This is a genomic window from Nocardiopsis mwathae (assembly GCF_014201195.1).
Lineage (GTDB): Bacteria > Actinomycetota > Actinomycetes > Streptosporangiales > Streptosporangiaceae > Nocardiopsis_C > Nocardiopsis_C mwathae.
The window spans coordinates 1,684,773-1,698,799 of sequence record NZ_JACHDS010000001.1 but is presented as its reverse complement, the minus strand read 5'-3'; the positions used below and the strand labels follow the sequence as shown (position 1 = coordinate 1,698,799).

14 protein-coding genes are annotated in these 14,027 nt (G+C 73.1%); 8 read left to right on the top strand and 6 right to left on the bottom strand.

Features of this window, described 5'->3' with window-relative positions; all coding sequences use genetic code 11:
• Positions 1 to 137 precede the first annotated feature (137 nt).
• Positions 138 to 896 (top strand): UTRA domain-containing protein, encoded by a 759-nt coding sequence (locus HNR23_RS06880; protein WP_184074601.1) that lies wholly within the window; start codon positions 138 to 140, stop codon positions 894 to 896.
• 293 nt (positions 897 to 1,189) lie between these two features.
• Here HNR23_RS06880 and HNR23_RS06875 read toward each other — a convergent pair whose 3' ends face one another.
• Positions 1,190 to 1,519 (bottom strand): hypothetical protein, encoded by a 330-nt coding sequence (locus HNR23_RS06875; protein ID WP_184074600.1) that lies wholly within the window; start codon positions 1,517 to 1,519, stop codon positions 1,190 to 1,192.
• Positions 1,520 to 1,855: 336 nt separating this feature from the next.
• Between HNR23_RS06875 and msrB the strand changes: the two genes are divergently transcribed.
• The 3 genes from msrB (at position 1,856) to pssA (ending at position 3,895) form a co-directional block, all read left to right on the top strand.
• On the top strand, positions 1,856 to 2,278 hold the full coding sequence (msrB, locus tag HNR23_RS06870; RefSeq protein WP_184074599.1) for a peptide-methionine (R)-S-oxide reductase MsrB: 423 nt from the start codon (positions 1,856 to 1,858) through the stop codon (positions 2,276 to 2,278).
• Between the two features lie 134 nt (positions 2,279 to 2,412).
• Positions 2,413 to 3,066, top strand: coding sequence for a phosphatidylserine decarboxylase (locus HNR23_RS06865; protein WP_184074598.1), 654 nt, complete (start codon positions 2,413 to 2,415; stop codon positions 3,064 to 3,066).
• Positions 3,067 to 3,094: 28 nt separating this feature from the next.
• The gene (gene pssA, locus HNR23_RS06860) at positions 3,095 to 3,895 is read left to right on the top strand and encodes a CDP-diacylglycerol--serine O-phosphatidyltransferase (protein WP_184079997.1); all 801 of its coding nucleotides are present in this window, start codon (positions 3,095 to 3,097) and stop codon (positions 3,893 to 3,895) included.
• Between the two features lie 139 nt (positions 3,896 to 4,034).
• Here pssA and hemQ read toward each other — a convergent pair whose 3' ends face one another.
• Together hemQ and hemG are read right to left on the bottom strand one after the other, a co-directional pair.
• Positions 4,035 to 4,796 (bottom strand): hydrogen peroxide-dependent heme synthase, encoded by a 762-nt coding sequence (gene hemQ, locus HNR23_RS06855; protein WP_221308050.1) that lies wholly within the window; start codon positions 4,794 to 4,796, stop codon positions 4,035 to 4,037.
• Between the two features lie 64 nt (positions 4,797 to 4,860).
• Complete coding sequence (gene hemG, locus HNR23_RS06850; protein ID WP_184074596.1) at positions 4,861 to 6,315, bottom strand: protoporphyrinogen oxidase; 1,455 nt, start codon at positions 6,313 to 6,315, stop codon at positions 4,861 to 4,863.
• Positions 6,316 to 6,482: 167 nt separating this feature from the next.
• Between hemG and HNR23_RS06845 the strand changes: the two genes are divergently transcribed.
• A complete protein-coding gene (locus tag HNR23_RS06845) occupies positions 6,483 to 7,508 on the top strand; it encodes a DUF4349 domain-containing protein (RefSeq protein ID WP_184074595.1) in 1,026 nt (341 codons plus the stop codon).
• Positions 7,509 to 7,621: 113 nt separating this feature from the next.
• Here the strand turns inward: HNR23_RS06845 and hemE are convergent, their stop codons facing one another.
• Positions 7,622 to 8,593: a uroporphyrinogen decarboxylase gene (gene hemE / locus HNR23_RS06840; protein WP_394353814.1), complete on the bottom strand. Its 972-nt coding sequence runs from the start codon at positions 8,591 to 8,593 to the stop codon at positions 7,622 to 7,624.
• A gap of 432 nt (positions 8,594 to 9,025) precedes the next feature.
• Between hemE and HNR23_RS06835 the strand changes: the two genes are divergently transcribed.
• The 3 genes from HNR23_RS06835 (at position 9,026) to HNR23_RS06825 (ending at position 12,164) form a co-directional block, all read left to right on the top strand.
• Positions 9,026 to 9,607, top strand: coding sequence for a DUF3000 domain-containing protein (locus HNR23_RS06835; protein ID WP_184074594.1), 582 nt, complete (start codon positions 9,026 to 9,028; stop codon positions 9,605 to 9,607).
• Between the two features lie 94 nt (positions 9,608 to 9,701).
• Complete coding sequence (locus HNR23_RS06830; RefSeq protein WP_184074593.1) at positions 9,702 to 10,970, top strand: HRDC domain-containing protein; 1,269 nt, start codon at positions 9,702 to 9,704, stop codon at positions 10,968 to 10,970.
• Between the two features lie 309 nt (positions 10,971 to 11,279).
• Positions 11,280 to 12,164 carry a tetratricopeptide repeat protein gene (locus HNR23_RS06825; RefSeq protein WP_184074592.1) on the top strand — a complete coding sequence of 295 codons (885 nt, stop codon included), beginning with the start codon at positions 11,280 to 11,282 and terminating at the stop codon, positions 12,162 to 12,164.
• Positions 12,165 to 12,186: 22 nt separating this feature from the next.
• On the opposite strand, the gene HNR23_RS06820 is transcribed toward HNR23_RS06825, so the two are convergent.
• Together HNR23_RS06820 and HNR23_RS06815 are read right to left on the bottom strand one after the other, a co-directional pair.
• Positions 12,187 to 13,245: a 2-hydroxyacid dehydrogenase gene (locus tag HNR23_RS06820; RefSeq protein WP_184074591.1), complete on the bottom strand. Its 1,059-nt coding sequence runs from the start codon at positions 13,243 to 13,245 to the stop codon at positions 12,187 to 12,189.
• Between the two features lie 83 nt (positions 13,246 to 13,328).
• Positions 13,329 to 13,970: a histidine phosphatase family protein gene (locus HNR23_RS06815; protein ID WP_184074590.1), complete on the bottom strand. Its 642-nt coding sequence runs from the start codon at positions 13,968 to 13,970 to the stop codon at positions 13,329 to 13,331.
• Between the last annotated feature and the right edge of the window lie 57 nt (positions 13,971 to 14,027).

Sequence of the window (14,027 nt, the reverse complement as noted above, 5' to 3'; positions counted from 1 at the left end):
TCCCTCCCGGCGCACAGCGCCGCCCGGGGACGGCCGTTCGGGGACCACGAGAGCCGCGAGGACCTAGAGGACGCACAAGGACCACGAGGACGACTCGAACGGCGTGACCACGCATTCCGGGCGAGAGGATGAATTCAGTGCCGACGTCCGAAAACGAATCCCCGCCGGTCTATCGGGAAATCGCCGAGGCGTTGCGGTCCGCCATCGCCTCCGGCGAGCTCGCCGACGGCGACCGCGTGCCGGGCGAGAACGAACTGATGAGGCAGTACAGCGTCGCCCGAGCCACCGCGCGCCAGGCCCTGTCGGTGCTCATCAACGAGGGCCTGGTGGTCCCGATCCGCGGATCGGGCATCTACGTCCGCACGTTCCGTCCCCTGCGCCGCCACGGACCGCGACGTCTGTCCCGGGAGCTGTGGGGCACCGGCCGGTCCATCTGGCAGGCCGACGCCGCCGACCGGGGGTTCGAGACCGACAACATCGAGGTGAGCGAGGATCCCGCGCCGGAGCACGTGATCCGCGCCCTCGGCCTCGCCGAGGGCGCGCGTGTCGTCCGGCGGCGGCGCCGCTACCGGCTGGACGGGCGGCCGATGCAGCTCGCCACCTCCTACCTGCCGCTGGACCTGGTGGCCGGAACGCCGATCACCCGCGTCGACACCGGTCCGGGCGGTATCTACGCCCGGCTGGCCGATCTGGGCCACGCCCCCGCCCACTTCACCGAGGAGATCCGGGTGCGGATGCCCAATCCCGTCGAGGCGCGCGACCTGCGGCTGACGGCCGGAACCCCCGTGCTGGAGGTGCTGCGCACGGCTTTGACCGACGACCACCGGGCCGTCGAGCTCAACGAGATGACCCTGGACGGGTCGGCCTACGTCCTGCAGTACGACTTCGATGCTTGACGTGCGGAGATGAGAACGCATTCCGCGGCAGGCGGCATCACGCGGTTCTCCCGCCCACGCTATTGCCCCCACGAAATTGCAACGGAACCCGGACATTCGCCGGGATAACGGTTGACGCGCGGCAGGTTCCGTGTCGAGATAGGAGTACGGGTTCTCTAGAGAACCCTCCCTGGCCCCCGTCGAAGGCTCTCCGGCACCGCGAGTAAGGGGCCGCTAACGGCGGGCCGGGGAGGACGGCCCCGGCCCGCTGACGCGAGCGGGGCCGGCGCGTCCCCGTTCCCCGATGGCCGCTGTCAGTGCTCCTCCGGCCGGTTCGGCCCCGTCGAGGCGAAGACCAGGAAGAGCAGAGTGAGCAGTGCCGCTCCGACGACCAGTGCCCCGCCCGCCGCGGGGAGGAGGTCGCGGGAGGTGTCCGCCCACCATTCGGCCAGGGAGATCCCCAGCAGGACGGCCACGGACAGTGCACCGATCGCGGTGACCGTCAGGGCGGTGAGGAGTTTTCCGTCCGTCCACGGGTGCGGACGGACCCGTTCCATTCGCGCGGCCGTGTCCAGTGCGGTCAAGAGCACGACCCAGCGGACTTCCGCGGCGGCCGAGGTCAGCGCGCGCCAACCCGGCCGCATTTCCTCTCGAAGGTGATCGGCGTGGTGGTCCAACCAAAGGCGGAGGTAGCGCGTCCAGCCCACGTGCAGAGGCTGTTGCCGGTATCCCACTCCCAACGGTTGTCGGTACGAAACGAGCATGGTCAGTTCTCCCGGCTACCCATGAGACCCTGTCAAAGGCCTACCCGGTAAGTTTTTTCGCGAACTCACCAGGCGTGAAGAAACCGGCATTTATCCATCACGAACGGTTGACTCCCCCCAAGCCGCACGTAGGCGAGGAGCGACGCCCTGCGCCGCGCGTCCTGCCGGGACGATGGCGAGGAGACGGGCGGGCCGAGTGGAGGTAGCGTCTCTACCATGGACGAATCGACGGCGCCGATCCCTCGGAGCGAGGAGGAGTGGCGCGAGCGGTTGGACGCCGAGGCCTACGCTGTGCTGCGCGAGGGTGCCACGGAGCGGCCGTGGAGCGGCCGATACGTCGGGACCACGACGGTCGGCGTCTACCGTTGCCGCGGTTGCGGCGCCGAGCTGTTCCGCTCCGGAACGAAGTTCGAGTCGCACTGCGGGTGGCCGAGTTTCTATGATCCTTCGGACAGCTCCGCGGTAACGCTGCACGAGGATCGGAGCCTTGGCATGATACGTACCGAGGTCCGTTGCTCACGCTGTGATTCCCATCTCGGCCACGTCTTCCACGGGGAGGGCTACGCCACCCCCACCGACGACCGCTACTGCATCAACTCGGTCGCTCTCGCACTAGAGGCGGACGACTCGGTGCAATAGCATCCTCGTTCAGCGGGACACGCCGACCGATGTCCCCCGATCGCGTCCGGTGCCGCGGCTCACACGGTCCCCGCTGAGGACCACAGCGGTCCCCGCGGGGGAACCCACCCACAACACTCCTACGAAAGCTCTCGATGACCCACGACTCACATCCCGACGTTCCTGCCAGGCCGGGTATCCGGATGGCCAAGGGCTCCGCGCCCTGGCTCGTTCCCGCGTGCGCGGTCGCCGGTGCCGCCGTGCTGGCCGGCCGCAGAAGCCGCCTCGGCCGGGCCCTCGCGGTCCCCGCGGTCGGGTTGGCGGCCGGGATGGCCTGGTTCTTCCGCGACCCGGACCGCGGTCCGGCCGACGGACGGGTCCTCTCATCGGCCGATGGCGTCGTCCAGAGCATCGACCCCCAGCCGGACGGCCGGACTCGGGTCGCGGTCTTCATGAACCCGCTCAACGTGCACGTCAACCGTGCGCCGTTGGCGGGTGTGGTCAAGAGCGTGGAGCACCGCCCCGGGGGCTTCCGTCCCGCATTCGACAAGGACAGCGAGCGCAATGAACGCCTCATCTGGACCTTCGAAACCGAGATCGGTGAGGTCACGGTCATTCAGATCGCCGGCGCGATGGTCCGGCGTATCGTCCCGTATCTCACTGAAGGGCAGAAGGTCGAACAGGGCGAGAGGATCGGGCTCATCCGGTTCGGTTCCCGGGTCGACGTCTACCTCCCGGCCGGTATCTCCCCATCGGTGGCGATCGGGGAAAAGGTCCGGGCGGGTGAAACGCGTCTTGATCACGACTAAGGGCCATCTGGCCCCCGGCACCGCCGCCATGGGGTCGGAGGACGCCGTGCCGAGCCTGCGCCTGGCGATGGCCGACTACTTCACCCTCGGCAACGCCCTGTGCGGGTTCATGGCGGTGTGGCAGCTGGCCGCGGCGGCCCATTACGCGGCCGCGGCGTCGGTGCCGCTGCAGCGCGACGCCATCGCCACGGCCGTGATCCTGCTGCTGGCCGCGGCCGCCTTCGACCTGTTCGACGGGCGCGTGGCGCGCAAGTTCGGCGGCAGCGGTATGGGCGCCGAGCTGGACAACCTGGCCGACGTGATCAGCTTCGGGTTCGCCCCGGCGTTCTTCGTGGTCGCCTGGGGCACGCTCGGCGGTGACGGCGGTATCGCACCGGTCATCGCGGCGGCGGCCGTGCTGCTCGCGGTGGTGGTGCGGCTGGCCCGGTTCTCCTGCCAGTCGCCGGGGGCGACGAGCTTCAGCGGGCTGCCCGGCCCGTTCGGGGCGATGGCGGTCGTGACCATCGTGCTCCTCGACCCGCCCGTGCTGGTCGGGACGGTCGCCGTCCTCGTGGTCGCATGGCTGATGGTGAGCCGCATCGAGTACCCCAAGCCGCGCGGGCGCCTCGCCTACGCCGTGCTGGCCTGGATGCTGGGCTCTGTGGCGTGCCTGGCGGCCTGGGCGATGGACGCGCCCGCCGGCGAGGCCCTGCTCTATTCCGGCTCCAGCCTGGTCCTCATGCTGATGCTGGCGATCCCCGTCTACGTGTTCATGACCCGCCGCGGCGGCCATGACGACGAGGACGACGGCCTGCCGGCCCCGGCCCCGCCCACACCCCGGGAGGGCTGAGGCGACCGTTGAGGCCGCACAAGCGTGAAGGGGTCCATCCGGTAGGCGGATGGACCCCTTCACGCTTGTGCGGCCTCTCCAGGGCCGGTGGGGCCCGGCCGGGCCCCTCCCCCGCACCCCCGGGCGCCGTGCGGCGTGTTCAGGCCAGCGCTTCGACCAGTTCGGCGACGCCCTTGCGGCGGCCCGTGTAGAACGGCACCTCGACGCGGGTGTGCCGGCGCGCCTCCGCACCGCGCAGGTGGCGCATCAGGTCGACGATGCGGTGCAGCTCGTCGGCCTCGAACGCCAGCATCCACTCGTAGTCGCTGAGCGCGAACGTGGAGACGGTGTTGGCGCGCACATCCTTGTACCCCGCCGCCATCCGGCCGTGCTCGGCGAGCATCGCGCGACGCTCGTCCTCGGGCAGCAGGTACCACTCATAGGACCGGACGAACGGGTAGACGCAGATGTAGTCGTGCGGCTCCTCCCCCGCGAGGAACGCGGGGATGTGGGCGCGGTTGAACTCGGCGGGGCGGTGCAGGCCGACGACCGACCAGACCGGCGTGGTGGCGCGGCCGAGCCGGGTGCGGCGGAACGCGGAGTACATCTCCTGGACCGACTCGGGGGTCTCGCCGACCCACCAGAACATGATGTCGGCGTCGGCGCGGAAGCCCTGGACGTCGTAGGCGCCGCGGGTGGTCACCCCCTTCTCCGCCGCGCCGTCGAACAGCGCGGACAGCTCGTCGGCCGCGGCCGCGCGGTCGAGGCCGGACAGGTCGCCGACCTTGAACACCGACCACATGGTGTAGCGGATGAGCTTGTTGAGTTCCTCTGCCGCCTCTGCGGTGGCGGGCTGGCCCGTGGTCACGTGCACTCCCTTGTACTCGTCGGTTGACTCCGGTGGGCGGCCAGTGCAGTGCATGCGCTGGACCGGTCCACATGTCGCGATTGGCTTTGTTGAGCGATAGCGGTCTCCCGGTCGCCCGCTACGGGGTCGGCCCGGTCGGCCGGGGCGACCGGCGGTCCCCGGCCAGGTGGGCGGCCAACCCGTCCGCGGCGGTTTCGGCGCCCGCGATGCAGGCGGGGATGCCCACCCCGTCGTAGGCCGCTCCGCACAGCACCAGGTCCGGGCTGTCGGCCAGGGCGGCGCGGGCGCGCCCGACGCGGTCGGAGTGGCCGGTGACGTACTGGGGCAAGCCCTCCTCCCAGCGGGTGACCCGCCGCTCGGCGGGGGTGCCGCCGACGCCGCAGATGTCGGCGAGGTCGGCGGCGGCCAGCGCGGCGAGCTCCGCGTCGTCGCGCTCCAGGACCGCCTCCTCACCGAAGCGTCCGATGGAGGCGCGCAGTAGCACCATCCCGCCGCCGGGGTGGGCGGCCGCCAGGGCCTCCCCCAGCCACGGCCACTTGATACTGCTGTAAGTGGCCGCCTTGATGGTGCGGCCTTCGCGGGACGGGACGAGGAACCCGCTGCCCTCGGGCGGGCGCGTGAAGGCGGAGGCGGGGTAGGCCAGGGTGACGATGGCCATGCTCGCGTACTCGATCGCGGCGAGCTCGCCGGCGGCCGTCGGCGCCACGGGACCGAGGATCCGGGATGCGGCCGAGGCGGTGCAGGCGAGCACGACGCCGTCGGCCGTGATGTGCCGGGGGGCGTCCGGCGGCCCGGCGGTGACCGCCCATGAGGCGCCCTCGCGGCGCAGCTCGCGCACGGGGCACGAGGTGCGGATCTCCGCGCCGCTCTGCTCGGCGAGCGCGTCGATGAGGGTGGCCAGTCCGCCGCGCAGCGTGGCGAAGACGGGGCCGGAGCCGCCGGGCGCGGCGGCCTGCCGTGCCTTGGCGTCCCGTACGGCGCGGGCCAGCGATCGGCCGCCCTGGGCCAGCTCGGCGATCTGCGGGAGGGTGGCACGCAGCGACAGCCGGTCGGCGCGGCCCGCGTAGACACCGCCGAGCAGCGGTTCGACCAGCCGGTCCACGACCTCCGCGCCCATCCGGCGGCCGATGTGGGCCGCGACCGAGACGTCGCCCTGGACGGGCGTGGGCGGCAGGACGAGGTCGGCGGCCGCGCGCAGCAGGCCGGGCGTGGACAGCACCCCGCTGCGGGCGAGCGCCGCCAGGTCGCCGGGCACGCCCATCATCTGGCCCTCGGGGAAGGCCCGCAGCCGACCGCGGGAGTAGATGCTCGCGGGGACGGGGGCGGGATGGGCGACCCGGTCGTCCAGGCCGAGGTCGGAGATGAGCGCGAGGGCTTCGGGGCGCCGACGCAGCACCGATTCCGCGCCGGCGTCCACCGGGACGCCGGCCACCGGCGAGGCCGCCAGTTTTCCCCCGAGGCGGGGGGCGGACTCCAGCACGGTGACGCCGGCCCCGGCACGGCTGAGGCGGTAGGCGGCGGTCAGCCCGGAGACACCACCACCGACCACGACGACGTGCGGTTTCGTCTGCATGGCCCCCAGCTTTCCAGATCGCCGCGGGCACTGTTACCCGACCCCGTGCGACGCGGCGCCGCCGGGCGCGGGGTGCTGACGGGGTGTCGGGAACCCCTCCCGGGATCCGTGACCCAGGCGTTACCGGGCCCGCGCAACGGGCGTGGCCCGCGTCACGTCGAAGGGTCATGAAGCCAGCAGTGGTCGAACCCGGCAAGGGCCGCCTGCCCGCGGCCGCCATCACCGTAGCGCTCGCGACCGCCCTGCTCGCGGGGTGTTCAGGGGCCGTCGTCGAGCAGAGCGCCGGCACGGAGGACGCCGCTGCCCGCGACGCCGCCCCGCAGGCTCCGGCTCCGCCGGACGCCGAGGAGGGGCCCGGCGGGTCGGGTGAGGCCGAGGACAGCGCCGATTCCGACGACGGTGCTGGGGTGACGAACGTCGCAGTCGATGTCGTCGAGCGCGACGTGATCCACACCGCCGATCTGCGGGTGGAGGTGCCCGACGTGCACGAGGCCGCGGCCGACGCCAAGGAGCTGGTGACCGGGGCGGGCGGCCATGTCGGGGCCGAGAGCCTCGGCACCACCGCGGGGGACGCGCCGCGGGCGTCGCTCACGCTGCGGGTGCCGCAGGACCGCTACGAGGACGCCCTGGACGGCCTGGCCGGGCTGGGCACGCGCAAGAGCCTGGACCGGGAGGCCGTCGACGTGACCGAGGAGGTCGCCGACGTCGACAGCCGGGTGAAGTCCGCGGAGGCTTCGCTGGAACGGCTGCGCGAGCTGCTGGACGACGCCGAGAGTGTCAAGGACGTGCTCAGCGTGGAGCGGGAGATCGACGGCCGCCAGGAGGAGCTGGAGGCGCTGCAGGCGCGCCGGGCGGCCCTGGCCGACCGGACCGCGCTGGGCACGGTGAACCTGGAGCTGACCCCGCCGCCCGGCAAGGTGGAGGAGGACGGCACCGGCTCGCTGGGCTTCGCCGGCGGCCTGCGGGAGGGGTGGAAGGCGTTCTCCGGGCTGCTGGGGGCGCTCGCCGCGGGCGCGGGCTGGGCGCTGCCGTTCCTGGTGGCCCTGATCGTCCTGGCGTCGCCCGCCGCGCTGTGGTGGCGGCGCCTGCGCGTGCGACGCACGGACGCCGCGGCGGCACCGCGCCCCGGCCCGGACGCGACTGCGCCCGAGGACTCCTCGAACGCCGACGACGGGCCGGCCGGGCGCGGCTGACCCCGCCACCGGCCCCGGCCCTTCGCCGATCCCGGGTACGCGCACCGGACGACCGGCGGTCGTGGGTGCACCCCCGGGGATCGGCGAAGGATCCGGCGGCGCCGGGCCGACGCTCAGGAGCGGGCGGTCTCCTGGTGGACGAACTCGGTCAGGCGGGTGAGGACGTCGGGGTCGGTCGCGGGGAGCACGCCGTGGCCGAGGTTGAAGACATGCCCCTCGGCGGCGCGGGCCCGGGTCAGGACGTCGCGGGTGCGCTCGGCCACGGCCTCCCAGGGGGCGAACAGCGTGGCCGGGTCGAGGTTGCCCTGCAGCGCCGTGGCCGGCTGGACCCGCTGGGCGGCCTTGTCCAGGGGGACCCGCCAGTCCACGCCGACGACGTCGGCGCCGGCCTCGCTGAGCAGGCTCAGCAGCTCACCGGTGCCCACCCCGAAGTGGATGCGCGGCACGTCGTACCTGCTGAGCTCCTCGAAGATCCACGAGGTGTGCGGCAGGACCGACTCGCGGTAGTCCTCGGCACTGAGCGCGCCCACCCAGGAGTCGAAGAGCTGCACGGCGCTGGCGCCGGCGGAGATCTGCACCTTGAGGAACTCCAGCGTGATGGCCGACAGGCGGCGCATCAGGTCGGCCCACAGGTCGGGGGCGCCGTACATGAGCGCCTTGGTGTGCTCGTGGTTCTTCGACGGCCCTCCTTCGATCAGGTAGGAGGCCAGCGTGAACGGCCCGCCGGCGAAGCCGATGAGCGGGCGGTCGCCCAGCTCGCCGACGAGTTCGCCGACGGCCTCGGTCACATACGAGACGTCGCCGGGCTCAAGGTCGCGGAGCCGCTTGACGCCCTCGGCGTCGCGGATCGGGTCGTCCACGACCGGACCGACCCCGGGCTTGATGTCGAGGTCCAGGCCGATCGCCTTCAGCGGCACCACGATGTCGCTGAAGTAGATGGCCGCGTCCACGCCGTACCGGCGCACCGGCTGCATGGTGATCTCGACGATCATGTCGGGCCGCGCGCATGCCTCCAGCATCGGGACATCGGCGCGCACCCTGCGGTACTCGGGCAGTGAGCGACCGGCCTGGCGCATGAACCACACCGGGGTGTGGTCCACCGGGAGGCGCCGGCAGGCGCGGAGGAAGGGAGAGTCTTGCAGCGTCACACCTCGATCGTGCCATGCCCCGAACGCCCTCGCGCCCCGACTCCCCACCTCGCGCCGCGGCCGGGGGTGGCCGGCCCCGGCCACGGGCCGCCCAAACCGGTTCGTAACGGCGGCATCTCAGGAGGGATTCCGAGATCATCACAAAACCCCGACACGCCGGGAGAACTCCGCGATCCGCACGGTGACTCGTGCCACCGTCATACGGTGCCCGGCGTCACGCTCCGTCGAACCTCGGGGTGATTCTCCATGGCGGTGGGGCCGCGGTCACCCCATGCCCGCTCGCGCGGACCGGGACCGTCCGGGGCCCTCGGCGCGCGGTCCAGCTGCACATGATTGTCGATTCACACGATTAAGGCTGACGTTTCCACCATGCCCCCTCTCGGCAGAGTCGATGAGGCGCCACCCGCATTCCGGCGCGCAGTCGAGAGCCTCCGAACACGCGCGGTCCGGCCCGAGGTCACGGTCGAGGACATGCCCGCGCCCCAGCGCCTCGCCCCCCATGCCGTGGCCAAGTCGGCGACCGTCCGGGTCGAAGACGACGATGTCGCGGTGGGGCGGCTGATCGTCCTCTACGACCCCGAGGGCACCCGCGACTGGCCCGGGCCCTTCCGCGTGGTCGCCTATGCCAGTGCCGACGTCGAGGCCGAGCTGGCGGCGGACCCGCTGCTCGGGCAGGTGGCGTGGAGCTGGCTGACCGAAGCGCTGGAGGCGCGTGGTGCCGAGCACCACACCCTCAGCGGAACGGTCACCCGCGCCACCACCGAGGGCTTCGCCGCCAAGGCCGACGAGCCCCCCTCGACCGAGCTGGAGCTGCGGGCGTCGTGGTCGCCCACCTCCGACGACCTGTCCGGGGATATGGCGGCGTGGCTGGACCTGCTGGCGGCGGCGGCCGGCCTGCCCCCCGCCGATGTGGCGGCCATCGCCAAGCGCCGCCCCCCGCCGGGAAGTTGATCACGCCCGCCACCACGGGATTCCGCCGGTCCTCGCGGCCCGCGGTCGCCCCCGACGGCGCATGCCAGGGGACGAAAGCACATACCGTAGTGCTGTGGCGAATGTGCTGAACCCCAAGACAGATACCCCGGATCCGGAGAATCCCGGTGATCAGGACGGCCCGCAGGCCCCGTTGCTGAGCGAGCCGCGGGAGGGGCTTCCGCCGGTCATCTCCGACGCGGCGCACCTCGCCCGTGCCGCCGAGGAGTTCGGAGCGGGCAGCGGACCCGTCGCCGTCGACGCCGAGCGGGCCTCGGGCTACCGCTACGGCCAGCGCGCCTATCTCGTCCAACTGCGCCGCGAGGGGGTCGGCTCGGCACTGGTCGACCCGGTCGCCTGCCCGGACCTCGCACCGCTCGACGCCGCCCTCGCGGACACCGAGGCGGTGCTGCACGCCGCGCACCAGGACCTGCCGTGCCTGGGCGAGGTGAGCCTGCGGCCGCGCCGGCTGTTCGACACCGAGCTGGCGGGGCGGCTCCTCGGCTACCAGCGGGTGGGCCTGGGGTCGATGGTCGAGCGGGTACTGGGTCTGCGGCTGGCCAAGGAGCACTCGGCGGTGGACTGGTCCATCCGGCCGCTGCCGAAGGACTGGCTGACGTATGCGGCGCTGGACGTGGAGGTCCTGGTGGACCTGCGCGACGAGCTGCACACGGAGCTGGAGAAGGCCGGGAAGCTGGAGTGGGCGCTGGAGGAGTTCGCCGCCGTGCTGGCCGCCCCTCCCAAGGAGCCGAGGCCCGACCCCTGGCGCCGCACCTCGGGCATCCACAAGGTCCGCAACCAGCGGGGACTGGGCGTGGTCCGGGAGCTGTGGCAGGAGCGGGACCGCATCGCCCAGGAGCGGGACATGTCGCCGGGGCGGGTGCTGCCGGACGCCGGGATCGTGGAGGCCGCGACGCTGATGCCGCGCACCGCCCAGGAGCTGGGGGCGATCAAGCCGTTCGGGGTGCGGCTGGGCCGCCGGTATCTGACCACATGGATCAAGGCGGTCAACCGGGTGCGCGACATGTCGCCCGCGGAGCTGCCGCAGCCCGGCACCCCGGGCGATGGCCCGCCGCCGACCAACCGGTGGGCCGACCGCGACCCGGCGGCCGCGCGCCGTCTGGAGGCGGCGCGGGCGACGGTGACGTCGATCGCCGAACGGGTGGTCATGCCCACGGAGAACCTGCTGCAGCCCGATCTGGTGCGGCGGCTGTCCTGGGCACCGCCGGGGTCGGTCGACGCCGATTCGGTGGCCGAGCACCTGCGTGACAACGGCGCGCGCGCCTGGCAGGTCGCTCTGACCGCCGAGAAGCTGGCCGCGGCACTGGCGAAGGCCAACGAGTAGCGGCCCCTTTCCCGGCCCCACGCACAGGCGGGCCCCTTCCCGGCTTCGGTGCCCGACACCACCGAGCCCGAGAAGGGGCCCGCCCCGCGTTCACGGCCCCCGCGCGCTCACCGCCGAACCGATCCGAGTACCTTTAAACCACTTATCGCGTTAAAAATCGGATAAGTGAGGTAACTCACGCTCCGCTGCACCCGAGATGCTTCCTCTGTCCGGATTTGCGGATTAAGTTATTGAATCGTGCTGTTGCTGATGCGGGGTAGCAAGGTCCGTGGCGGTCGGGATTCGAGTCGATCCGGGGTGGTGAGTCTCATGTCGGTGTGGCGTGCCCTCTTGCGCAAGACCAGGTTCGTCTCCTCGGAGACCCGGGCGAACGGCGCCCCTTCGCCCGTCCGCGTCCCCACCGAAGGCCCGGGGCAGACCCCCGCGCTGCGCGCGGCGTCGCTGGAGCGCACCCTGAAGGACCACATCGAGCGGCTCGGCACCGAGGACCCCCGCAGCATCACCGCCCGCAACAACCTGGCCAGCAAGTACGCGCAGATCGGGCGGCGCGAGGCGGCGGTCGCCCAGTTCGAGCTGGCCCTGGACGAAGCCGCGCGGGCCTTCGGCGAGGACCACCCGCAGACCGACGTCATCCGCGAGAACCTCGCCTGGTCCTATGGGGACGTGGGTCGGCACGCGGATGCCGCCGAGCAGTGGGAGGCGCTGCTCAAGCACCGCCACGAGAACCTGGGGCCGGTCGCCGCCGACACCGTCACCGCGCGCTCCCGGCTGGCCGTCTCCTACCGCCGCAGCGGCCGGCACGACGCCGCGATCGCCCACTTCGAGCGCGCGATCGAGGACGCGGCCGTGCCCGAGGACCGGGAGAACCTGCGCCTCGGTCTCAGCCTCGCCTACAACGCGGTGGGCCGGTTCGACGACACCATCCAGCAGCTGCGCATGGTGCTGGCGCAGCGGCGGCGCCGGCTCGGCAGCCGCCACCTCGACACCCTGGTGATCCACCACCGCCTCGGCCGCGCCTACACCCAGGCCGGGCGCAGCGCGGAGGCCGTGGAGACACTCCAGGCGGCCTACCGCAACGCCCTGGCCGAGGCCGGCGACCCGGAGATCCGCATGCTGACCATGAAGATGCGCCGCGACCTCGCCGGGGCGCTCAGCGCCTGCGGCCGCCACCGCGAGGCCGCCTCCCTGTTCTGAGGGCGGCCCCGGCCCGCTTCCGTCACGGCCCCCGGTGCACGCCCCCGGCGTCCAGGACGGCGGGGTTGGCGCAGTGGGCGAGGGGCCGACCCGTCAGGAAACGGCCGACCTCGGCCGCGACGATGTCGGCGGCCTTGTGCGCGACCTGGCGGCTGGCCCCGGCCACGTGCGGCGTGAGGACGACGTTGGGGGCGGTGAGCAGACGGGCGTCGGGCGGGACCGGTTCCTCGGCGTAGACGTCGAACGCGGCCGCGTGCAGGTGGCCCGACTCCAGGGCGGCGCAGACCGCGCCGTAGTCGAGGAGTCCGCCGCGGGCGCAGTTGACCAGGACGGCGCCCGGCCGCATCCGGGCGATCTCGGCCGCGCCGAGCAGTCCCTCGGTCTCGGGGGTCAGGCGCGCGTGCAGCGAGACGATGTCCGACTCGGCCAGCAGGTCGCCGAGGTCGGCCTTGGCGGCCGTGTCCCCCAGTGCGTCGCCGGTCACATACGGGTCGTGCACCAGGATGCGCGCTCCCAGCGCCGACAGCGCCGCGGCGACCCTGCGGCCGATCGCGCCGTAGCCGATGAGCCCGACGGTGGCCCCCTCGATCTCCGGCCCGCAGTTGTCGTAGTCGTAGAAATCTCCGCGCCAGCGCCCGCCGCGCAGGTCGGCGTGGAGGTCGGGGATGTGGCGGGCGGCGGCGAGGATGAGGCCGAGCGTGTGCTCGGCGGTGGCGGCGGCGTTGCGGCCGGGGGCGTAGCAGACGGCGACGCCGTGCCGGGTCGCGGCCTCGACGTTGGCGTTGACCGGACCGCCGCGGCTGACGCAGAAGAGTTCGAGGTCGGGGCAGGCCGCGAGGACGCGCTCGGTGAGCGGCGCCATCTGGGTGACGCAGACCCGTGCGCCGCGCAGGGCCGCGATCAGCTCCTCCTCGGTGCCCGAGGCCTCGCGGACCTCGGCGACGGGCCCGAAGGGCACGTGCGGCCACGGCAGGGCCAGCTCGCGCACCTCGACATCGGCGCCCGCGCGGGCCCGGACGGCGTCGGACAGCAGCCCCGGCAGCACGAAGCGGTCGCCTGCGGCGAGGACGGTGGTGGTCATGGGGGTCTTCCTACTCGGTCGGTCTCGGCCGGCGGGGGGCCGGCGGGGGGCCTGCGGGGGCGCGGTGCACCCTGCCGGGCCGGTCACGGGGAGTGCGGCCCGAACGGCAGGGCGGTGGCGGCCGCGGTCGGGACGTTGTACTCGATCAGGGCCGCGGTCCCGCCGCTGAGGCGGACGGTGGTCAGGGCGGTGTTGCGCACGACCGGGAAGAGGCGGCGGTACTCGCGCAGCGGCAGGCCCAGCAGGCGGCACAGGGCCAGCCGCAGCAGGGTGCCGTGGACGACGACCAGGACACGGCCGTCGGGGTGGGCGTCGGCGATGTCCTCGAAGCAGGCCAGGGCGCGTTTGACGGCCAGGCGCGGGTCCTCACCCCCGGGGAGGTGGTGGGCGACCGGGTCGACCACGAAGGCGGCGCGGCGCTCGGGGAACAGGCTCTCCATCTCGGCGACGGTCTTGCCCTCCCCCTGGCCGAAGTCCACCTCGCACAGCCGCTCGTCGGCGTGCGGCTCGACGCCGACCGCCTCGGCGCTGGGCAGCGCGGTCTCGCGGGCGCGCGACAGCGTCGAGCACCAGACCGCGTCCAGGCCCGCTCCCCCGGCCCAGGTCGCCAGCGCTTCGGCCTGGTCGTAGCCGCGGGGTGTCAGCGGTACGTCGCTGGAGCCCGCGTAGCGGTTGTTCGCGTGCCAGGTCGTCTCCCCGTGCCGCGCCAGTACAAGGTCGGTCACTGTACTCTCCGTTCTCGCCGCCGGGCCGGGCGGGAGGCCGGACCGGACGGGATGTCG

Bases quoted from the DNA above. Each gene is read 5' to 3' on its own strand.
- HNR23_RS06820 (WP_184074591.1), bottom strand. From the start codon at position 13,245: ATGACCACCACCGTCCTCGCCGCAGGCGACCGCTTCGTGCTGCCGGGG.
- HNR23_RS06845 (WP_184074595.1), top strand. From the start codon at position 6,483: ATGAAGCCAGCAGTGGTCGAACCCGGCAAGGGCCGCCTGCCCGCGGCC.
- HNR23_RS06865 (WP_184074598.1), top strand. From the start codon at position 2,413: ATGACCCACGACTCACATCCCGACGTTCCTGCCAGGCCGGGTATCCGG.
- HNR23_RS06825 (WP_184074592.1), top strand. From the start codon at position 11,280: ATGTCGGTGTGGCGTGCCCTCTTGCGCAAGACCAGGTTCGTCTCCTCG.
- HNR23_RS06875 (WP_184074600.1), bottom strand. From the start codon at position 1,519: ATGCGGCCGGGTTGGCGCGCGCTGACCTCGGCCGCCGCGGAAGTCCGC.
- pssA (WP_184079997.1), top strand. From the start codon at position 3,095: ATGGGGTCGGAGGACGCCGTGCCGAGCCTGCGCCTGGCGATGGCCGAC.
- hemG (WP_184074596.1), bottom strand. From the start codon at position 6,315: ATGCAGACGAAACCGCACGTCGTCGTGGTCGGTGGTGGTGTCTCCGGG.
- hemQ (WP_221308050.1), bottom strand. From the start codon at position 4,796: ATGCACTGCACTGGCCGCCCACCGGAGTCAACCGACGAGTACAAGGGA.
- HNR23_RS06835 (WP_184074594.1), top strand. From the start codon at position 9,026: ATGCCCCCTCTCGGCAGAGTCGATGAGGCGCCACCCGCATTCCGGCGC.
- msrB (WP_184074599.1), top strand. From the start codon at position 1,856: ATGGACGAATCGACGGCGCCGATCCCTCGGAGCGAGGAGGAGTGGCGC.